Here is a 16597-nt window from a genome sequence, read left to right as displayed (position 1 = left end):
ATGAATTGTTTAGGTTTGGTCGTGTTCATTTTTGTTCATTTCCCGCGCGCCATGTTATCAGCGCGCGGGAAGGGACATTAAGGCTGGCTAAAAAGCCCCGACATCTGGCTCTGAATGGCATCCAGAAGCTCATAGCGACGGCGGTACTCTGCGCGTTTTTTACTTGCGATTTCAGCAATATCTTTACGCGCGATGGCAACAGGAATATGGAAGTACCCTTCTTTATCGCATTCGCCGCCCACGGCCTCCCAGAAGGTGTCATAATCTGAAAGGATCTTTTTGTTCTTATCCTGGTAACGTTCGCCGCGGAAAATGTGCACCTCGTTACTGACGGCCAGAATTTGCTCCACGTGCAGGCGCTCGGCAAAGCGGCAAACGGCTTCCATGACCAGGCGTTTCGGGAACAAGCCGTGGCAGGACTTGGTGGCATTCTGAATCGCTTCGTGCGGCAGATTGCGCTTACCGCCCTGCAGGCCGCCAATAAACAGCGTGCGCTGGTTGTGGTAATTCAGCAGGGTGAAGGTCATTTCGGCCAACACGTCGCCGTCAGCGTTGCGGATAAGAATGGTGCTATCACCCTCTTTATCCAGATTAATCTGCATAGTCAGCTCAAGGGTAAAGATGTCACCATTTTTACCTTCAATTTGCGCCAGCGGCAGGGCCTGTGTATTCAGGTAGGTGGCAAACTCTTCTGAGGACATGGCCTCGGACAGCAGGGTATAGTGATAGCGCAGCGCATCCAGCACCTGATGGCGGCTAAAGTTAACCGCCAGATACGGGCGATGCAGGCGCACCGGTAGACGCGGCTGGCGCGTAAGCAGGGTGCTCAGATGAGACCAATGGGACAGCTCATTCATCCATTCACGACTCAGGCGCGGCATCAGTAAAGAACGCAGCATAAACTTCCGCCGGAAGCTGCGCTGGTGCCAGAATTCACCTGGGCGCCATTGGCCGCTGAACAGGCTGAAAAAGAGGCCGAGGGCGGTAGGTTGGCGGGACGTCTCGAATGAATTATCGCTGAGCTGTGACATGGTTAACTATCCAGAATTACATATGAATGATGATTTTAACATCACTCAATTGAATCAATTAGCAATACGCCAGTTTTAGCCAGGACTTTTCATCAGCCGTTTAACCATTGTTGAAGTTGGTCTGCACATTTTGTCGAAATATTTCTGGAATTCAGGATTTTTATGAACATCAAGGGAAAATTCAAAAAGCGGTATGGGATAGCGATCGTCGTTGCGGCAGTGGCGCTGATTGCCGTCTGGAAAATGCTGAACGCGCCGTTGCCCAATTACCAAACGCTGATTGTGCGTAAAGGCGCGCTGGAGCAGAGCGTGCTCGCCACCGGTAAGCTTGATGCGCTGCGCAAAGTTGACGTTGGCGCGCAGGTGAGCGGGCAGTTAAAAACGCTGTCAGTCAATATCGGCGATAAAGTGGTGAAAGATCAGCTTCTGGGGGTTATCGATCCTGAACAGGCGGAAAACCAGATTCGAGAAGTCGACGCTACGCTGATGGAACTGCGCGCGCAGCGCAGGCAGGCGGAAGCCGAGTGGAAGCTGGCGAGCGTGACCTACGCTCGCCAGCAGCAACTGGCAAAAACGCAGGCCGTTTCGCGCCAGGATCTGGATACAGCCGCAACCAATATGGCCGTTAAACAGGCGCAAATTGGCACCATTGATGCCCAGATTAAACGTAACCAGGCCTCGCTTGATACGGCGAAAACTAACCTCGACTACACCCGCATCGTGGCACCGATGCGCGGTGAAGTGACGCAAATTACCACCTTACAGGGGCAAACGGTGATTGCCGCGCAGCAGGCACCGAACATTCTGACGCTGGCGGATCTCAGCACCATGCTGGTGAAAGCGCAGGTTTCCGAGGCTGATGTGATCCACCTTAAGCCGGGGCAGAAGGCCTGGTTTACGGTGCTTGGCGATCCGCTGACGCGCTATGAAGGGACGTTGAAAGACATCCTGCCAACGCCGGAAAAAGTGAACGATGCCATCTTCTACTATGCGCGTTTTGAAGTGCCGAACCCGAACGGCGTACTGCGCCTGGAAATGACCGCGCAGGTGCATATTCAACTGGGCGGCGTGAACGACGTGCTGACCATTCCGCTGTCGGCGCTGGGCGATAACGTGGGCGACAATCGCTACAACGTCCGCCTGCTGCGCAACGGTGAAGTCAAAACCCGTGAAGTGGTGATCGGCGCGCGTAATGATACCGATGTGGAAATTGCCAAAGGGCTGGAAGCAGGCGATGAAGTGATTATCGGTGAGGGTAAAGCCGGGGCGGCAAAATGACCGCACTGCTTGAACTGACCGATATTCGGCGCAGCTATCCCTCCGGTGACGGCAGCGTGGAAGTGCTGAAAGGCATTTCGCTACAGATTAACGCCGGGGAAATGGTGGCGATCGTCGGGGCCTCCGGCTCGGGCAAATCAACGCTGATGAACATTCTGGGCTGCCTGGATAAACCCACCGGCGGCACCTACCGCGTGGCGGGGACCGACGTGGCGACGCTTGACGGCGACGCGCTGGCGGCGCTGCGGCGTGAGCACTTTGGTTTTATCTTCCAGCGCTACCATCTGCTGTCGCACCTGACGGCGGTGCAGAACGTGGAGGTTCCGGCGGTGTATGCCGGGCAGGATCGTAAGGCGCGGCTTGAGCGGGCAAAGCAGTTGTTGCAGCGTCTGGGGCTGGCGGATCGTGTGGACTACGCGCCGTCGCAGCTTTCCGGCGGCCAGCAGCAGCGGGTGAGTATTGCCCGTGCGTTGATGAACGGCGGTCAGGTGATCCTGGCCGATGAACCCACCGGCGCGCTGGACAGCCGTTCGGGTGAAGAGGTCATGGCGATTCTGCATCAGCTTAAAGAGCAGGGGCACACCATTATTATCGTGACCCACGATCCGCAGGTCGCCGCGCAGGCGGAACGGGTGATTGAGATTCGCGACGGTGAAATAATTCACAATCCACCGGCGCGGCCGACGTCGGTTACGGCACCTGCGCCACCGCGGCAGGACGCTTCCGGCTGGCGGCAGTTCAACAACAGCTTTCGCGAAGCGCTGTCGATGGCCTGGCTGGCGATGGTCGCCAACAAAATGCGGACGCTGCTGACCATGCTGGGGATCATTATCGGCATTGCATCGGTGGTCTCGATTGTGGTGGTGGGCGACGCGGCGAAACAGATGGTGCTGGCAGATATTCGCTCCATCGGGACCAATACGATTGACGTCTATCCAGGCAAAGATTTCGGCGATGATGACCCGCAGTATCAGCAGTCGCTCAAATATGACGACCTGCTGGCGATTGAAAAGCAGTCCTGGGTCAGTTCGGTAACGCCGTCGGTATCAAAAAACCTGCGCATTCGCGCGGGCAATATCGACGTAGCCGCCAGCGTGCAGGGCATCGGGCAGCACTACTTTAACGTTTACGGCATGACCTTCAGCGAAGGGAATACCTTTAATGATGTGCAGGCGGCCGAGCGCTCGCAGGTGGTGGTGCTGGACAGCAATACGCGCCGCCAGCTGTTCCCTGACAAAGCCCGCGTGGTCGGAGAAGTGATTCTGGTGGGTAACACGCCCGCGACGGTGATTGGCGTGGCGGATGAGAAGCAGTCGATGTTTGGCAGCAGCAAAATTTTGCGCGTCTGGATGCCCTATTCAACGATGGCCGGGCGGGTGATGGGCCAGGCGTGGCTCAATTCGATTACCGTCAGAGTCAAAGAGGGCTACGACAGCGGAATAGCTGAAGAACAGCTGACCCGACTCCTGACGCTGCGCCACGGAAAAAAAGATTTCTTCGTCTGGAACATGGACAGCGTCTTGAAAACGGCGGAACGCACCACACATACATTACAGCTGTTCTTAACGCTGGTCGCGGTGATCTCGTTGGTGGTCGGCGGTATCGGCGTGATGAATATTATGCTGGTGTCGGTGACGGAACGGACGCGTGAAATTGGTATTCGGATGGCGGTAGGTGCGCGGGCGAGTAACGTGCTGCAGCAGTTTTTAATCGAAGCCGTTCTGGTTTGTCTGGTCGGCGGTGCGCTGGGGGTGACCCTCTCACTGATGATTGCGCTGCTGCTTCAGCTGGTGCTGCCGGGCTGGGAGATAGGCTTCTCGCCGCTGGCGCTGCTGACGGCATTTATCTGCTCTACCTTAACCGGCGTACTCTTTGGCTGGCTGCCGGCACGTAACGCCGCGCGGCTCGATCCGGTGGATGCGCTGGCGCGGGAATAAGGGCGAAAATAAATGAAAAAATGCCAGTCAGAAGGACTGGCATTTTGACAGCGGGATGTACACAATGGGGCAGTAAACTAGGCGGCTGTTTCTGCTTCCACGGGGATAATCACGCTGGCATGATTACCTTTCGGCCCCTCGTGGACATCAAACTGGACGGCTTGCCCGGCTTTTAACGTTCTGTACCCATCCATCTGGATGGTGGAGTAATGGGCGAAGATGTCCTCGCCACCGCCTTCCGGGCAAATGAAACCGAACCCTTTGGCATTGTTGAACCACTTAACAGTACCCATTTCCATACTTCGACATCCTTCGTAACACTATTATACGTTTATAAGTAGATGGAATGAACCGGTGGTGGAGTCAGGAGTTGTTCAAAACCTCACCAACTCTCGCCAGTACAATTTAGATATTTCGTACAGTGCGTCAAGCGTTTGAGGAGGAGTGAAGGGGGAAAATGCGCCAAAATTTGAAGCAGTTAACGCTATTGACGGGAATGTGACAGAGTTCGCGAATGACAGCTATAGGTGATAGTTATCTATGATCTACAGTAAATTGAGAAGCTGTATACACATGAACGATGGGTAACGTGATAAACGAGGGATGTGTCATTAATTCCGGTGATAAAACGGGCCCTGAAGTGTACGCAGCCTCGTCAGCAGCAAGTGATGATACCGACGATGATGACTGACAATGAGTAAGACCAGAGACTGGCTGGACTTCGACCAGCTTTCGGCAGACAAACTTCAGGATGGGCTTAAACCCCCGTCAATGTATAAAGTGATATTGGTCAATGATGATTACACTCCGATGGAGTTTGTTATTGACGTGTTACAAAAATTCTTTTCTTATGATGTTGAACGCGCAACACAGCTGATGCTAACGGTTCACTATCAGGGTAAAGCCATTTGTGGTGTTTTCACGGCAGAAGTCGCCGAAACCAAAGTGGCCATGGTGAACCAGTACGCGAGGGAGAACGAGCATCCGCTGCTGTGTACGCTGGAACAAGCCTGATACAGGCATGAAAATTGGGGGAGGTGCCTATGCTCAATCAAGAACTGGAACTCAGTTTAAATATGGCTTTCGCCAGAGCGCGCGAGCACCGTCACGAGTTTATGACCGTCGAGCATCTGTTGCTGGCTCTGCTGAGCAACCCATCGGCCCGCGAAGCGCTGGAAGCGTGTTCGGTCGACCTGGTGGCGCTGCGTCAAGAACTCGAAGCCTTCATTGAACAAACCACGCCGGTGCTGCCGGTCAGTGAGGAAGAGCGCGAAACGCAACCTACGCTCAGCTTCCAGCGTGTTCTGCAGCGCGCGGTTTTCCACGTCCAGTCTTCCGGGCGCAGCGAAGTGACCGGCGCCAACGTACTTGTGGCGATTTTCAGCGAGCAGGAATCGCAGGCCGCCTATCTGCTGCGTAAGCATGAAGTCAGCCGCCTCGACGTGGTGAACTTCATTTCTCACGGTACGCGCAAAGACGAGCCGAGCCAGTCTTCCGACGCCGGAAATCAGCAGCCTAACGAAGAGCAAGCAGGCGGGGAGGAACGTATGGAAAACTTCACCACCAACCTTAATCAGCTTGCTCGCGTCGGGGGGATTGACCCGCTGATTGGTCGCGACAAAGAGCTGGAGCGCACCATTCAGGTACTGTGCCGCCGTCGTAAAAACAACCCGCTGCTGGTGGGGGAATCTGGCGTCGGTAAAACGGCCATTGCTGAAGGGCTGGCCTGGCGTATCGTGCGCGGTGACGTGCCGGAAATTATGGCCGACTGCACAATTTATGCGCTGGATATTGGCTCGCTGCTGGCGGGGACTAAGTATCGCGGTGATTTCGAAAAACGCTTTAAAGCGCTGCTCAAGCAGCTCGAGCAGGATACCAACAGTATTCTGTTCATTGACGAGATCCACACCATTATCGGTGCGGGTGCGGCGTCCGGCGGCCAGGTCGATGCCGCCAACTTGATCAAACCGCTGCTGTCGAGCGGTAAGATTCGCGTGATGGGCTCAACCACCTATCAGGAATTCAGCAATATCTTTGAGAAGGACAGGGCGCTGGCGCGTCGTTTCCAGAAAATTGATATTACCGAGCCGTCGGTGGAAGAGACCGTGCAGATCCTCAACGGTCTGAAGCCGAAGTACGAAGCGCACCACGACGTTCGCTACACCGCGAAAGCGGTACGGGCAGCGGTGGAGCTGGCGGTAAAATACATCAACGATCGTCATCTGCCGGATAAGGCCATTGACGTCATTGATGAGGCTGGCGCGCGCGCCCGTCTGATGCCGGTGAGCAAGCGTAAGAAAACGATCAACGTGGCGGATATCGAATCCGTGGTGGCACGCATTGCGCGTATCCCGGAGAAAAGCGTCTCCCAGAGCGATCGCGATACGCTGAAAACGCTTGGCAACCGTCTGAAAATGCTGGTATTCGGCCAGGATAAAGCCATCGACGCGCTGACCGAAGCTATTAAGATGAGCCGCGCGGGTCTTGGCCACGAGCATCGCCCGGTGGGCTCCTTCCTGTTTGCGGGCCCGACCGGGGTGGGTAAAACGGAAGTGACTGTCCAACTGGCGAAAGCGATGGGCATTGAGCTGCTGCGTTTCGATATGTCCGAATATATGGAACGCCATACGGTGAGTCGCCTGATTGGCGCGCCTCCGGGATACGTAGGCTTCGATCAGGGCGGTCTGCTGACCGATGCGGTCATCAAGCATCCGCACGCGGTGCTGCTGCTGGACGAAATCGAGAAAGCGCATCCGGACGTCTTTAACCTGCTGCTGCAGGTGATGGACAACGGCACGCTGACCGATAACAACGGGCGTAAGGCTGATTTCCGCAACGTCGTGCTGGTGATGACCACCAACGCCGGCGTGCGTGAAACCGAGCGTAAATCGATCGGACTTATCCAACAGGACAACAGCACCGACGCGATGGAAGAGATCAAAAAGATCTTTGCGCCGGAGTTCCGTAACCGTCTGGACAACATTATCTGGTTCGATCACTTGTCTACCGATGTGATCCATCAGGTGGTGGATAAGTTCATCGTCGAGCTGCAGGTACAGCTGGATCAGAAAGGCGTGTCGCTGGAAGTGAGCCAGGAGGCCCGCAACTGGCTGGCCGATAAAGGCTACGACCGCGCGATGGGTGCGCGCCCGATGGCGCGTGTGATTCAGGATAACCTGAAGAAACCGCTGGCTAACGAGCTGCTGTTCGGTTCGCTGGTGGACGGCGGGCAGGTCACCGTGGCGCTCGATAAAGAGAAAAACGAGCTGACCTACGGTTTCCACAGCGCGCAGAAACATAAGCCGGAAGCGGCGCACTGACGATCTAATTAGTCATGAAATAAAAACCGAGCGCTTAGCCGCTCGGTTTTTTTATGCGGTTTCTCTCGGCATTATCTCTGTATTTATCACTGACAATCCGTTTGCGCTAATTTTAACTGCCGAATAATAACCCGACGTAGCGACTGGCATGATGGCGGAAGAATATAACCAAACGGTGACATGATGTTGACGAAAGCGTTGTCGGTGATTTTACTCACCTGTGCGTTATTTTCAGGACAACTGATGGCGGGTCATAAAGGTCATCAGTATCTGTGGGTAAAAAATGCCGATCACCAGCTACGCCATGAAGCTGATAGCGATGAACTACGTGCAGTGGCGGAAGAGTCGGCGGAAGGCTTGCGTGAACACCTGACCTGCTCCCCGTTGATTAGTACACCCCGATGTTAGTAATGTCTTCATAAGCCACATGAGGACATCCCCATGAAGAAGCGTTTTTCCGACGAACAGATCATCAGTATTCTCCGCGAAGCCGAAGCTGGGGTACCCGCCCGTGAACTCTGCCGCAAGCATGCCATTTCCGATGCCACGTTTTACATCTGGCGTAAGAAGTATGGCGGTATGGAGGTGCCTGAAGTTAAGCGCCTGAAGTCGCTTGAGGAAGAGAACGCCAGACTCAAGAAGCTGCTTGCCGAAGCCATGCTGGATAAAGAGGCGCTTCAGGTGGCTCTTGGGCGAAAGTACTGACGACAGACCAGAAGCGGGAAGCCGTGATGTTGATGTGTGATGCGACCGGTCTGTCGCAACGTCGTGCCTGCAGGCTTACAGGTTTATCCCTGTCGACCTGCCGCTATGAGGCTCACCGTCCGGCTGCTGATGCGCATTTATCAGGGCGCATCACTGAGCTGGCACTGGAGCGCAGGCGTTTTGGCTACCGTCGTATTTGGCAGTTGCTGCGCCGTGAAGGGCTTCATGTTAATCATAAGCGCGTGTACCGGCTTTATCACCTCAGTGGCCTGGGCGTAAAACGCAGAAGACGTCGTAAAGGGCTGGCAACAGAACGTCTGCCGCTGCTCCGTCCGGCGGCGCCCAATCTGACCTGGTCGATGGATTTCGTCATGGACGCACTTTCCACCGGTCGCAGGATCAAGTGTCTTACCTGCGTCGATGATTTCACAAAGGAATGCCTGACGGTCACTGTTGCCTTTGGGATTTCAGGCGTTCAGGTCACGCGTATTCTGGACAGCATTGCACTGTTTCGAGTAAGCGTTAACCGGACGCCGTATTGACACTGGTCAGGCAGGTATAGCCACGTTCCACGGCAGAAGTTCACCAACCCTGTTGGAAGGCCACTCAGGCAGAACGCTCAGGATGTGGCGCAGATACGCTTCTGGATCGATACCGTTCAGACGGCACGTTCCGATCAGTCCGTACAGCAGTGCACCACGTTCGCCACCATGATCGCTCCCGAAGAAGATGTAGTTTTTCTTTCCCAGGCAGACGGCGCGAAGCGCCCGCTCCGCGGCGTTATTGTCGGGTTCCGCCAGACCGTCACGGCAGTAGTAACACAGGGCATCCCACTGGTTCAGGGCATACGTGAACGCCTCTCCCAGCCGGGATTTTTTCGACAGTGTCGCACTTTTCTCCACCATCCACTCATGCAGTGACGCCAGCAGCGGCGCACTCCGCGACTGTCTGGCCGCCAGACGCTCTGTCTCCGGCATGCCGCGTATTTCCGCTTCGATGGCGTACAGTTCGCCGATGCGTTTCAGCGCTTCCTCCGCCGTGGCGCTCTGGCTGCTGATGTACACGTCGTGGATTTTTCGGCGGGCATGCGCCCAGCATGCCGCCTCTGTCAGCACGCCGCCTTCTCGCGATGTACTGAACAGCCGGTCATACCCCGCGAAGGCATCTGCCTGCAGGACGCCACGGAAGGAGCGAAGGTGCAGCTCCGGGTGTTTTCCCTGCCGGTCCGGTGAGTACGCGAACCACGCTGCCGGAGGATCTGACGAACCGGCATTCCGGTCATCCCGGACATACGTCCAGATACGCCCGGTTTTCGTCTTTTTCCTGCCCGGCGCCAGCACCGGCACTGGAGTATCATCTGTATGCAGTTTGCGGCAGTTCATCACGTAGTGATAAAGGGCTTCGTCCAGCGGCGCCATTAAACGGCAGCACGTATCCACCCAGTTGGAGAGCAGTGCGCGGCTCAGCTCCACCCCCTGGCGGGCAAGGATTTCCGTCTGGCGGTACAGCGGCAGATGTTCACAGTATTTGGCTGTTAACACACGGGCCAGCAGACCCGGTCCGGCGATACCCCGCTCGACAGGACGTGACGGCGCGGGAGCTTCCACGATACCGTCACATTTTGTGCAGGCTTTTTTTACCCGCACTGTGCGGATCACTTTCAGGGCGCTGGCAACCAGCTCCAGCTGCTCCGCGCTGACTTCGCTGAGGTACGCCATTTCACCGCCACATGCCGGGCAGCAGGTTTCTTCCGGCTCCAGCCGGAGTATCTCACGGGGAAGATGTTCCGGAAGCGGACGACGGTGCCGGGACTGACGGAGCTGGCGGGGAACCTGCGGGTCGTCTTCCCGCCCACTGTAACGATCGCTCGCCTGTTCGCGCTGTTTCAGCAGCGCTTCGGCCTGTGCCACCTCGCGGCGCAGTTTTTCAGAACGGGTGCCGAACATCATACGGCGCAGTTTTTCTATCTGAGACCTCAGGTGTTCTATCTCCCGTTCGTCTTCCTCGATCTTTTCTTCAGCGCGGGTCAGCGCAGAGCGCAGGAAGGCCTCAGTCTCGGCAACGAGACTGAGCTGGCTGTCTTTCCGGCGAAGTTCTTCTTCCAGCGCGGTGATACGGGCGAGATAGTCCTGACTCATGACCCATTTATAATGCGGCCATGCTTTTTTTACAACATTGTCAGTGAGTTAAGACGGGGTGTTTTGGGCTGACGCCAGTCCAGCTTATCGAGGAGCATGGCCAGTTGCGAGCGACTAATGGCCACCTTGCCGTCGCGCACGGCGGGCCAGATGAACTGCCCTTCCTCAAGGCGTTTGGTGAAGAGGCACAGTCCATCCGCATCTGCCCAGAGAATTTTGACGGTATCACCCCGGCGGCCACGGAAGATGAACAGGTGGCCGGAGAAGGGGTTCTCATCCAGTACGTGCTGTATCTGCTCGCCCAGACCGTTGAAGGATTTACGCATGTCGGTGGCGCCGGCGACCAGCCAGATACGGGTGCCAGACGGGAGGGAGATCATCGTCCCCTCCCGGTCAGTTCGCGAAGCAGTGTTTTCAGGATAGCGGGAGATAAGTTCCCTGTCAGGCGCAGACTGGCGCTCCCGACAGCCACTTCGCAGGTCATCACCTCACCGTAAGCGGAACCGGATGGTTCATAGTGTGGTTCTGCATGATGTGACAGGGACATGTCAGATACCACAACAGGGATGACAGCATCAGGTTTACTGACTGAACGTTGTATTTCATCGGGCAAAAGGTGGCTGTAGCGCTGGCGCCATGTAAACAACAGATTGTCATTAATCCCGTGTTCTCTGGCCAGTTGGGCCACGCAGGCTCCAGGCTGATAAGATTTTTCGACAAGTTCCAGTTTAAAGTCCATGGAGTAAGACGCACGAACCCTGCGGGGACGAAGAGAATCTGACATTGATAGAGTCCATTAACGTTTATAAGAGGACTCTATCATCGTCAATCACCGGAAATTTCAACAGACGGTACTGAGATGACGCTTACTGTTTCGAGGCTATCCGGCGACGATAAGAACTGACCAGGGGCCGGAGTTCACTTGCCGTGCACTGGATCAATGGGCCTTTGAGCATGGTGTTGAGTTGCGCTTAATCCAGCCGGGCAAGCCAACGCAGAACGGATTTATTGAGAGCTTTAACGGACGATTTCGCGATGAATGTTTGAATGAGCACTGGTTCAGCGATATCGTTCATGCCAGGAAAATTATTAATGACTGGCGGCAGGATTATAACGAATGCCGCCCGCACTCCACGCTGAATTATCAGACACCGTCTGAATTTGCAGCGGGCTGGAGAAAGGGTCATTCTGAGAATGAAGATTCCGACGTTACTAACTGAGTGTTGTATCTAATCGTGGGGGCAGGTCACACCATCACTGGCAAAAATCGCGCAAACCCGAAGCGGCGTTACGCTAGTCACGCTATACCGTTTTAATACATAAAAAAATGCCCCGCATAAGCAGGGCATCAGTTTTCGGCAAATAGCGCTCGGCGAATAGGGCGCCAACGCTCATTATCTGCGGCGATTAGCGACTACGGAAGACAATGCGGCCTTTGCTCAGGTCGTACGGGGTCAGCTCGACAGTCACTTTGTCGCCCGTCAGGATGCGGATATAGTTTTTGCGCATTTTACCGGAGATATGTGCAGTAACCACGTGCCCGTTTTCCAGTTCTACGCGGAACATGGTATTAGGTAACGTTTCAAGAACGGTACCCTGCATTTCAATATTGTCTTCTTTGGCCATCTAATCCTCTGGGGTATCACTACCGTAATTTGAACCGGCAAGATAATGCCGAAGTTCATCATGTAAGTAAAGAATTGTGCGTATTAATCGGCGAAAGTCGTTTTTGCGCATTACCCTTTCACCACACCAAAACAGCATGTGATGGGCGCGAACCAGGCCGGAAACAGCAGGATAAACGTGGGCGTTATCTGACTCGAATGATTCCCAAACGGCGGCGGGGCAAAAGGCAGAAGCGACTCTCGTCGGCAATTATATCATCCTGATGGAAATTGTGCTGAAAACATTTACGTCTGGGGCGAAAAGAGACGCCTTGGTACCCAGAATTTATCATCCAGCCGCTGCGTGCGCAGAACATTCAGCTGTTCAAGGTAGTCGCGGCGAGGTATCTCAATTGCGCCGAGAGAAGCCGTATGGCCGTTTAACACCTGGCAGTCAATGAGTTTGCCGCCTGCACGGCTGAACGCCTCACAGAAGACGTACAGGGCCGTTTTAGAGGCATTTTCCGCACGGCTGAACATTGACTCGCCGCAGAACAGCTCGCCCATCGCCACGCCGTACATACCGCCGACCAGCGTTTCGCCCTGCCAGACTTCAATGGAATGCGCATGGCCAAGCTCATGCAGGCGCTGATAGGCCAGGCTGATACCGGTGGTGATCCAGGTGCCTTCATGGCGATCCTGGGCGCAGCCTTCGATCACATCACTGAATGCGTAGTTGAGGGTAACATGATAGGGCGACTGGCGATGAAAACGCTTCATACTGCGGCTGAGGTGAAACTGCTCGGGCCACAAAACGGCACGGGGATCCGGCGACCACCAGAGGATCGGGTCGCCGGGTGAAAACCACGGGAAGATCCCGCGTTGATAGGCCATCAACAGGCGCGCCGGGCCGAGATCGCCGCCTAACGCCAGCAGTCCGTTTGGTTCACGTAATGCGCCCTCAGGTGAGGGAAAAGCAATCGAATGACGAGAAAGCTGCACAAGGCGCATATCGCGATAACCCCACGAGACAAAGTTTACTCAATCATAGTCTACAGACGCTGTTTAAACTGGTAGTAACGACCTTGTTTTGCCAGCAGTTTTGTATGATTACCTTGCTCAATAATTTGCCCGTTGTCCATGACAATTATCTGATTAAATCGCGCCAGACCACGCAGGCGATGGGTGACCATCAGTAGCGTTTTGTTCTGCATCACGTCCGCCAACAGTTCGAGAATCTGATTCTCCGTCGTGGCGTCCAGCCCTTCAGTGGGTTCATCCAGCAGCATCAGCGGCGCATCGTGCAGCAGCGCGCGGGCAATGCCCAGACGGCGTAGCTCGCCGCCGGAAAGCTGACGGCCACCTTCGCCCAGCCAGCTGTTGAGCCCGGCGTCTTCCAGCAGCTTTTCCAGACCGGTGCGGCGCAGCACGTTTGCCAGCTTTTCATCGCTGGCATCGGGTCTGGCCAACAGCAGGTTGTCGCGCAGCGTTGCGCTGAACAGATGTACGCGCTGCGGCACCAGGCTAATGGTCTGGCGCAGCGTGTGTTCGTCCAACTGGTTGAGAGGCGTATCGTTCAACTGAATACGGCCGCGCTGCGGATCCCAGGCTCGGGTCAGTAGCTGCAGCAGGGTCGATTTACCGCAGCCGGTCCGGCCAAGGATTGCAATATGTTCACCGGCCGCGACGTGCAACGTCAGATTATCCAGCGCCGGCTGCGACTGCTCCGGATAGGTAAAGGTAATCTGTTCAAGGGTGAGCGCCACCTGTTGATGAGGCGCGGCGGCGGCCTGCTGTGGGAAGGTGACTTCCGGCTGCTGTTCGATAATCTGGCTGACGCGCAGCGCCGAGGCGATAACCTGCCCCAGATGCTGGAAGGCGCCGGTCACCGGGGCGAGCGCTTCGAAGGCCGCCAGCGCACAGAAGACGAAGAGCGCGATCAGCGCGCCCGGCTGGGCATTATCGCCAACGCCGCCTGCTGCCAGCCACAGCATCGAGACGACCGCCACGGCACCGATCAGCAGCATCAACGCCTGAGAAAGCGCGGTCAGTTCTGACTGGCGACGCTGGGCATCGTGCCAGTTCAGCTCGGTTTGTTCCATTTGCTTACGGTAGCGGTCGCTGGCGTTGAAAATGGTCAGCTCGGCCTGGCCCTGGAGCCAGCCGGTTAACTGCTGACGGTACTGACCGCGCAGCGCCGTGAGCTGCTCGCCGGTTGGTTTACCGGCGCGATAAAACAGCGGCGGCAGAATCAGCAGCGTGGCAAGCATAATCCCGCCGAGCGTTAGCGCCAGGCTGACGTCCAGCAGGCTCAGACCGGCGGTGACCACCAGAATGACCACCAGCGCGCCCACCAGCGGCGAAATGACCCGCAGGTACAAATGGTCCAGAGTATCGACGTCTGCCACCATACGGTTGAGCAGCTCGCCCTGACGAAAGCGCGCCAGCCCCGCAGGAGAAAGCGGAAGCAGCTTGCTAAAGGTGAATACCCGCAGATGCGCTAACACCCGGAAGGTTGCATCGTGGCTGACCAGACGCTCAAAATAGCGCCCGGCGGTACGGATGATAGCCGCGCCGCGCACACCGGCAGCAGGCAGCATGTAGTTAAAACTGTAGGCGCCGGCAAAGCCGACCACCGCCGAGGCAGAAAGGAACCAGCCTGACAGCGTCAGCAGGCCAATGCTCGCGAGTAAGGTAACGATCGCCAGAACCACGCCGAGGCTTAAGAGCCATTTATGGCGTTTATAGAGCGCCAGATAAGGCAACAGTGCGCGCATTTAGATCTCCTCCTGACGATGGGCCAGCAGGCTGGCAAACACGCCCTGCATGTCCAGCAGCTGCTGATACGTCCCTTGTTCGATAATCTGGCCGTTTTCCATGACCCAGATGGCATCCCATTCAGCAAGGCCTTCCAACTGGTGAGTGACCATCAGCGTGGTTTGCTGAGTAGAGGCGTCGGTCAGCGCCTGCATCACGCGCCTTTCGCTGTGCGCGTCCAGGCTGGCGGCCGGTTCATCCAACAGCAGCAGGCGGCAAGGCGCGAGTAACGCACGGGCGACGGCAACGCGCTGCGCCTGGCCGACAGACAGACGCGCCGCCTGTTCGCCAACGGCGGTGTCGATACCCTCGGGCAACTGCGGCAGAAACTCGTTAACCCACGCTTTTTCCAGCGCCTGATGCAGCTGCTGTTCACTCGCGTCGGGGTTGCCCAGCAGCACGTTCTCGCGCAGCGTGGCGGCCGGAAGCTGCGGGTTTTGGCCCACCCAGCTCATCAGCTGACGCCAGCCTTCCGGCTGAAGATGGCGCAGTTCGACGCCGTTAACCTTGAGCGAGCCGCGGTAGGGCAGGAATCCGGCCAGGACGTTAAGCAACGAGCTTTTCCCTGAACCACTTTGCCCGACCAGCACCGCACGTTGCCCGGCATGGAGCGTGAAATTGAGCGGGCCGACGAGCATTTTGCCTTCCGGCGAGGTGATAAACAGATCCTGCGCGCTTAACGAAACCGGCTCGCTGGTATCCAGTATCTGGTCTCCCTGCTCCGGGTGCGCCAGCGGTGCTTCAAGGAAGGTCTTCAGGCTATCGGCGGCACCCACCGCCTGCGCTTTAGCATGGTAAAATGTGCCTAAATCGCGCAGCGGTTGAAAGAATTCTGGTGCCAGAATCAGCGCCAGGAAGCCGGAGGAAAGCGTTACCGCGGCACCGTAGCTGCCGAAGTTCAGCTCGCCCAGGTAGGAGAAACCGAAGTACACCGCCACCAGCGCAATCGATAGCGACGTAAAGAACTCCAGCACGCCAGAGGAGAGAAACGCCAGGCGCAGGACTTCCATGGTGCGCTGGCGGAAATCCTGCGAGGTTTCGCGAATGCTGTCGGTCTCGGCTTCGCCGCGGCCGAAAATACGTAAGGTGTCCATCCCCCGCAGGCGGTCCAGGAAGTGGCCACTCAGGCGCGCCAGGGCAAGGAAGTTGCGGCGGTTAGCATCGGCGGCGCCCATCCCTACCAGCGCCATAAACAGCGGGATTAACGGGGCCGTGACCAGCAGAATGAGTGCGGCAGCCCAGTTCGAAGGGAAAATCGCCACGACGATCAGCAGCGGCACGCAGACGGCCAGCGCCATTTGCGGCAGATAGCGGGCGTAGTAGTCATGCATGTCGTCAATCTGCTCAAGGATAAGCGTCGCCCAGCTGCCGGCAGGTTTGCCCTGAATCCACGCCGGGCCAGCCTGCTGTAATCGGTCCAGCACCTGACGACGGATCTCAAAGCGAATTTGCTGCCCGGCATGGAAGCCCACGCGCTCGCGCAGCCACACGACCCAGGCTCGCAGCACAAACACCAGCACAAGCTGAATAAACGGCATCAGCAGCGCCTCGCGCGGAATACTCTCCATGATCATGTGATGGAGTATGCGGGCCAGCAGCCAGGCCTGCGCAATAATCAGTACCCCACTGGCGAAACCGAGCAGGCGGGAGAGCATCAACCAGCGGCGCGACAGGACGCTTTGCTGTTTGAGCCAGCGGGTGAGTTCGTGTTGGCGACTTTTATTCATTGGGCGCTTAGCAGGTGGCTTATGGATAATGGTTTCTGTT

General features: G+C 56.5%; 14 protein-coding genes and 2 pseudogenes. 7 read left to right on the top strand and 9 right to left on the bottom strand.

Translation table 11 applies throughout. From position 1 onward, the window contains the following. Window positions 1–77: 77 nt before the first annotated feature. Window positions 78–1031 carry a VirK/YbjX family protein gene (locus H7R76_RS15815; protein WP_106924462.1) on the bottom strand — a complete coding sequence of 318 codons (954 nt, stop codon included), beginning with the start codon at window positions 1029–1031 and terminating at the stop codon, window positions 78–80. 162 nt (window positions 1032–1193) lie between these two features. Here H7R76_RS15815 and macA point away from each other — a divergent pair, with 162 nt between their 5' ends. Both macA and macB read left to right on the top strand, forming a co-directional pair. Next, a complete protein-coding gene (gene macA, locus H7R76_RS15810; protein ID WP_106924461.1) occupies window positions 1194–2309 on the top strand; it encodes a macrolide transporter subunit MacA in 1116 nt (371 codons plus the stop codon). Beyond that, window positions 2306–4246, top strand: a complete 1941-nt coding sequence (gene macB, locus H7R76_RS15805; protein WP_182965760.1) for a macrolide ABC transporter ATP-binding protein/permease MacB — start codon at window positions 2306–2308, stop codon at window positions 4244–4246. Before macA ends, macB begins: the two co-directional genes overlap by 4 nt. A gap of 77 nt (window positions 4247–4323) precedes the next feature. On the opposite strand, the gene cspD is transcribed toward macB, so the two are convergent. Beyond that, window positions 4324–4545, bottom strand: a complete 222-nt coding sequence (cspD, locus tag H7R76_RS15800) for a cold shock-like protein CspD (RefSeq protein ID WP_064548719.1) — start codon at window positions 4543–4545, stop codon at window positions 4324–4326. A 394-nt stretch (window positions 4546–4939) separates the two neighbouring features. Here cspD and clpS point away from each other — a divergent pair, with 394 nt between their 5' ends. The 4 genes and pseudogenes from clpS to H7R76_RS15780 all read left to right on the top strand — a co-directional run. Next, on the top strand, window positions 4940–5260 hold the full coding sequence (gene clpS, locus H7R76_RS15795) for an ATP-dependent Clp protease adapter ClpS (RefSeq protein ID WP_035896358.1): 321 nt from the start codon (window positions 4940–4942) through the stop codon (window positions 5258–5260). A 29-nt stretch (window positions 5261–5289) separates the two neighbouring features. Further along, entirely contained in the window at window positions 5290–7566 is a 2277-nt protein-coding gene (gene clpA / locus H7R76_RS15790; RefSeq protein ID WP_182965758.1) for an ATP-dependent Clp protease ATP-binding subunit ClpA, read from the top strand. A 183-nt stretch (window positions 7567–7749) separates the two neighbouring features. Further along, window positions 7750–7974 (top strand): DUF2554 family protein, encoded by a 225-nt coding sequence (locus tag H7R76_RS15785; RefSeq protein WP_182968011.1) that lies wholly within the window; start codon window positions 7750–7752, stop codon window positions 7972–7974. Window positions 7975–8007: 33 nt separating this feature from the next. Continuing rightward, window positions 8008–8786 (top strand): annotated as a pseudogene (locus H7R76_RS15780) (IS3-like element ISSen4 family transposase); the annotation flags it as partial. Window positions 8787–8819: 33 nt separating this feature from the next. Here the strand turns inward: H7R76_RS15780 and tnpC are convergent. The 3 genes from tnpC to tnpA are packed head-to-tail and all read right to left on the bottom strand — an operon-like array spanning window position 8820 to window position 11193. After that, window positions 8820–10409, bottom strand: a complete 1590-nt coding sequence (tnpC, locus tag H7R76_RS15775; protein ID WP_064146682.1) for an IS66 family transposase — start codon at window positions 10407–10409, stop codon at window positions 8820–8822. A gap of 29 nt (window positions 10410–10438) precedes the next feature. Continuing rightward, window positions 10439–10789, bottom strand: a complete 351-nt coding sequence (gene tnpB, locus H7R76_RS15770; RefSeq protein WP_032414478.1) for an IS66 family insertion sequence element accessory protein TnpB — start codon at window positions 10787–10789, stop codon at window positions 10439–10441. After that, window positions 10786–11193, bottom strand: coding sequence for an IS66-like element accessory protein TnpA (gene tnpA / locus H7R76_RS15765; RefSeq protein ID WP_015632445.1), 408 nt, complete (start codon window positions 11191–11193; stop codon window positions 10786–10788). Before tnpA ends, tnpB begins: the two co-directional genes overlap by 4 nt. Before the next feature lie 85 nt (window positions 11194–11278). On the opposite strand from tnpA, the pseudogene H7R76_RS15760 reads away from it, so the two are divergent. Next, window positions 11279–11629: pseudogene (locus H7R76_RS15760) on the top strand (integrase core domain-containing protein); the annotation flags it as partial. A 187-nt stretch (window positions 11630–11816) separates the two neighbouring features. On the opposite strand, the gene infA reads toward H7R76_RS15760, so the two are convergent. The 4 genes from infA to cydD all read right to left on the bottom strand — a co-directional run bounded on the left by infA (window position 11817) and on the right by cydD (window position 16557). Then, window positions 11817–12035, bottom strand: coding sequence for a translation initiation factor IF-1 (gene infA, locus H7R76_RS15750; protein ID WP_001040187.1), 219 nt, complete (start codon window positions 12033–12035; stop codon window positions 11817–11819). A gap of 284 nt (window positions 12036–12319) precedes the next feature. Continuing rightward, the gene (gene aat, locus H7R76_RS15745; protein WP_182929195.1) at window positions 12320–13024 is read right to left on the bottom strand and encodes a leucyl/phenylalanyl-tRNA--protein transferase; all 705 of its coding nucleotides are present in this window, start codon (window positions 13022–13024) and stop codon (window positions 12320–12322) included. Window positions 13025–13065: 41 nt separating this feature from the next. After that, entirely contained in the window at window positions 13066–14790 is a 1725-nt protein-coding gene (cydC, locus tag H7R76_RS15740) for a heme ABC transporter ATP-binding protein/permease CydC (RefSeq protein ID WP_182965756.1), read from the bottom strand. Then, window positions 14791–16557 (bottom strand): heme ABC transporter permease/ATP-binding protein CydD, encoded by a 1767-nt coding sequence (cydD, locus tag H7R76_RS15735; protein WP_182965754.1) that lies wholly within the window; start codon window positions 16555–16557, stop codon window positions 14791–14793. Window positions 16558–16597: the final 40 nt, after the last annotated feature.

This window comes from Klebsiella sp. WP8-S18-ESBL-06, from assembly GCF_014169755.1.
GTDB lineage: Bacteria > Pseudomonadota > Gammaproteobacteria > Enterobacterales > Enterobacteriaceae > Kluyvera > Kluyvera ascorbata_B.
This window is presented reverse-complemented; position numbering and strand designations above follow the sequence as displayed.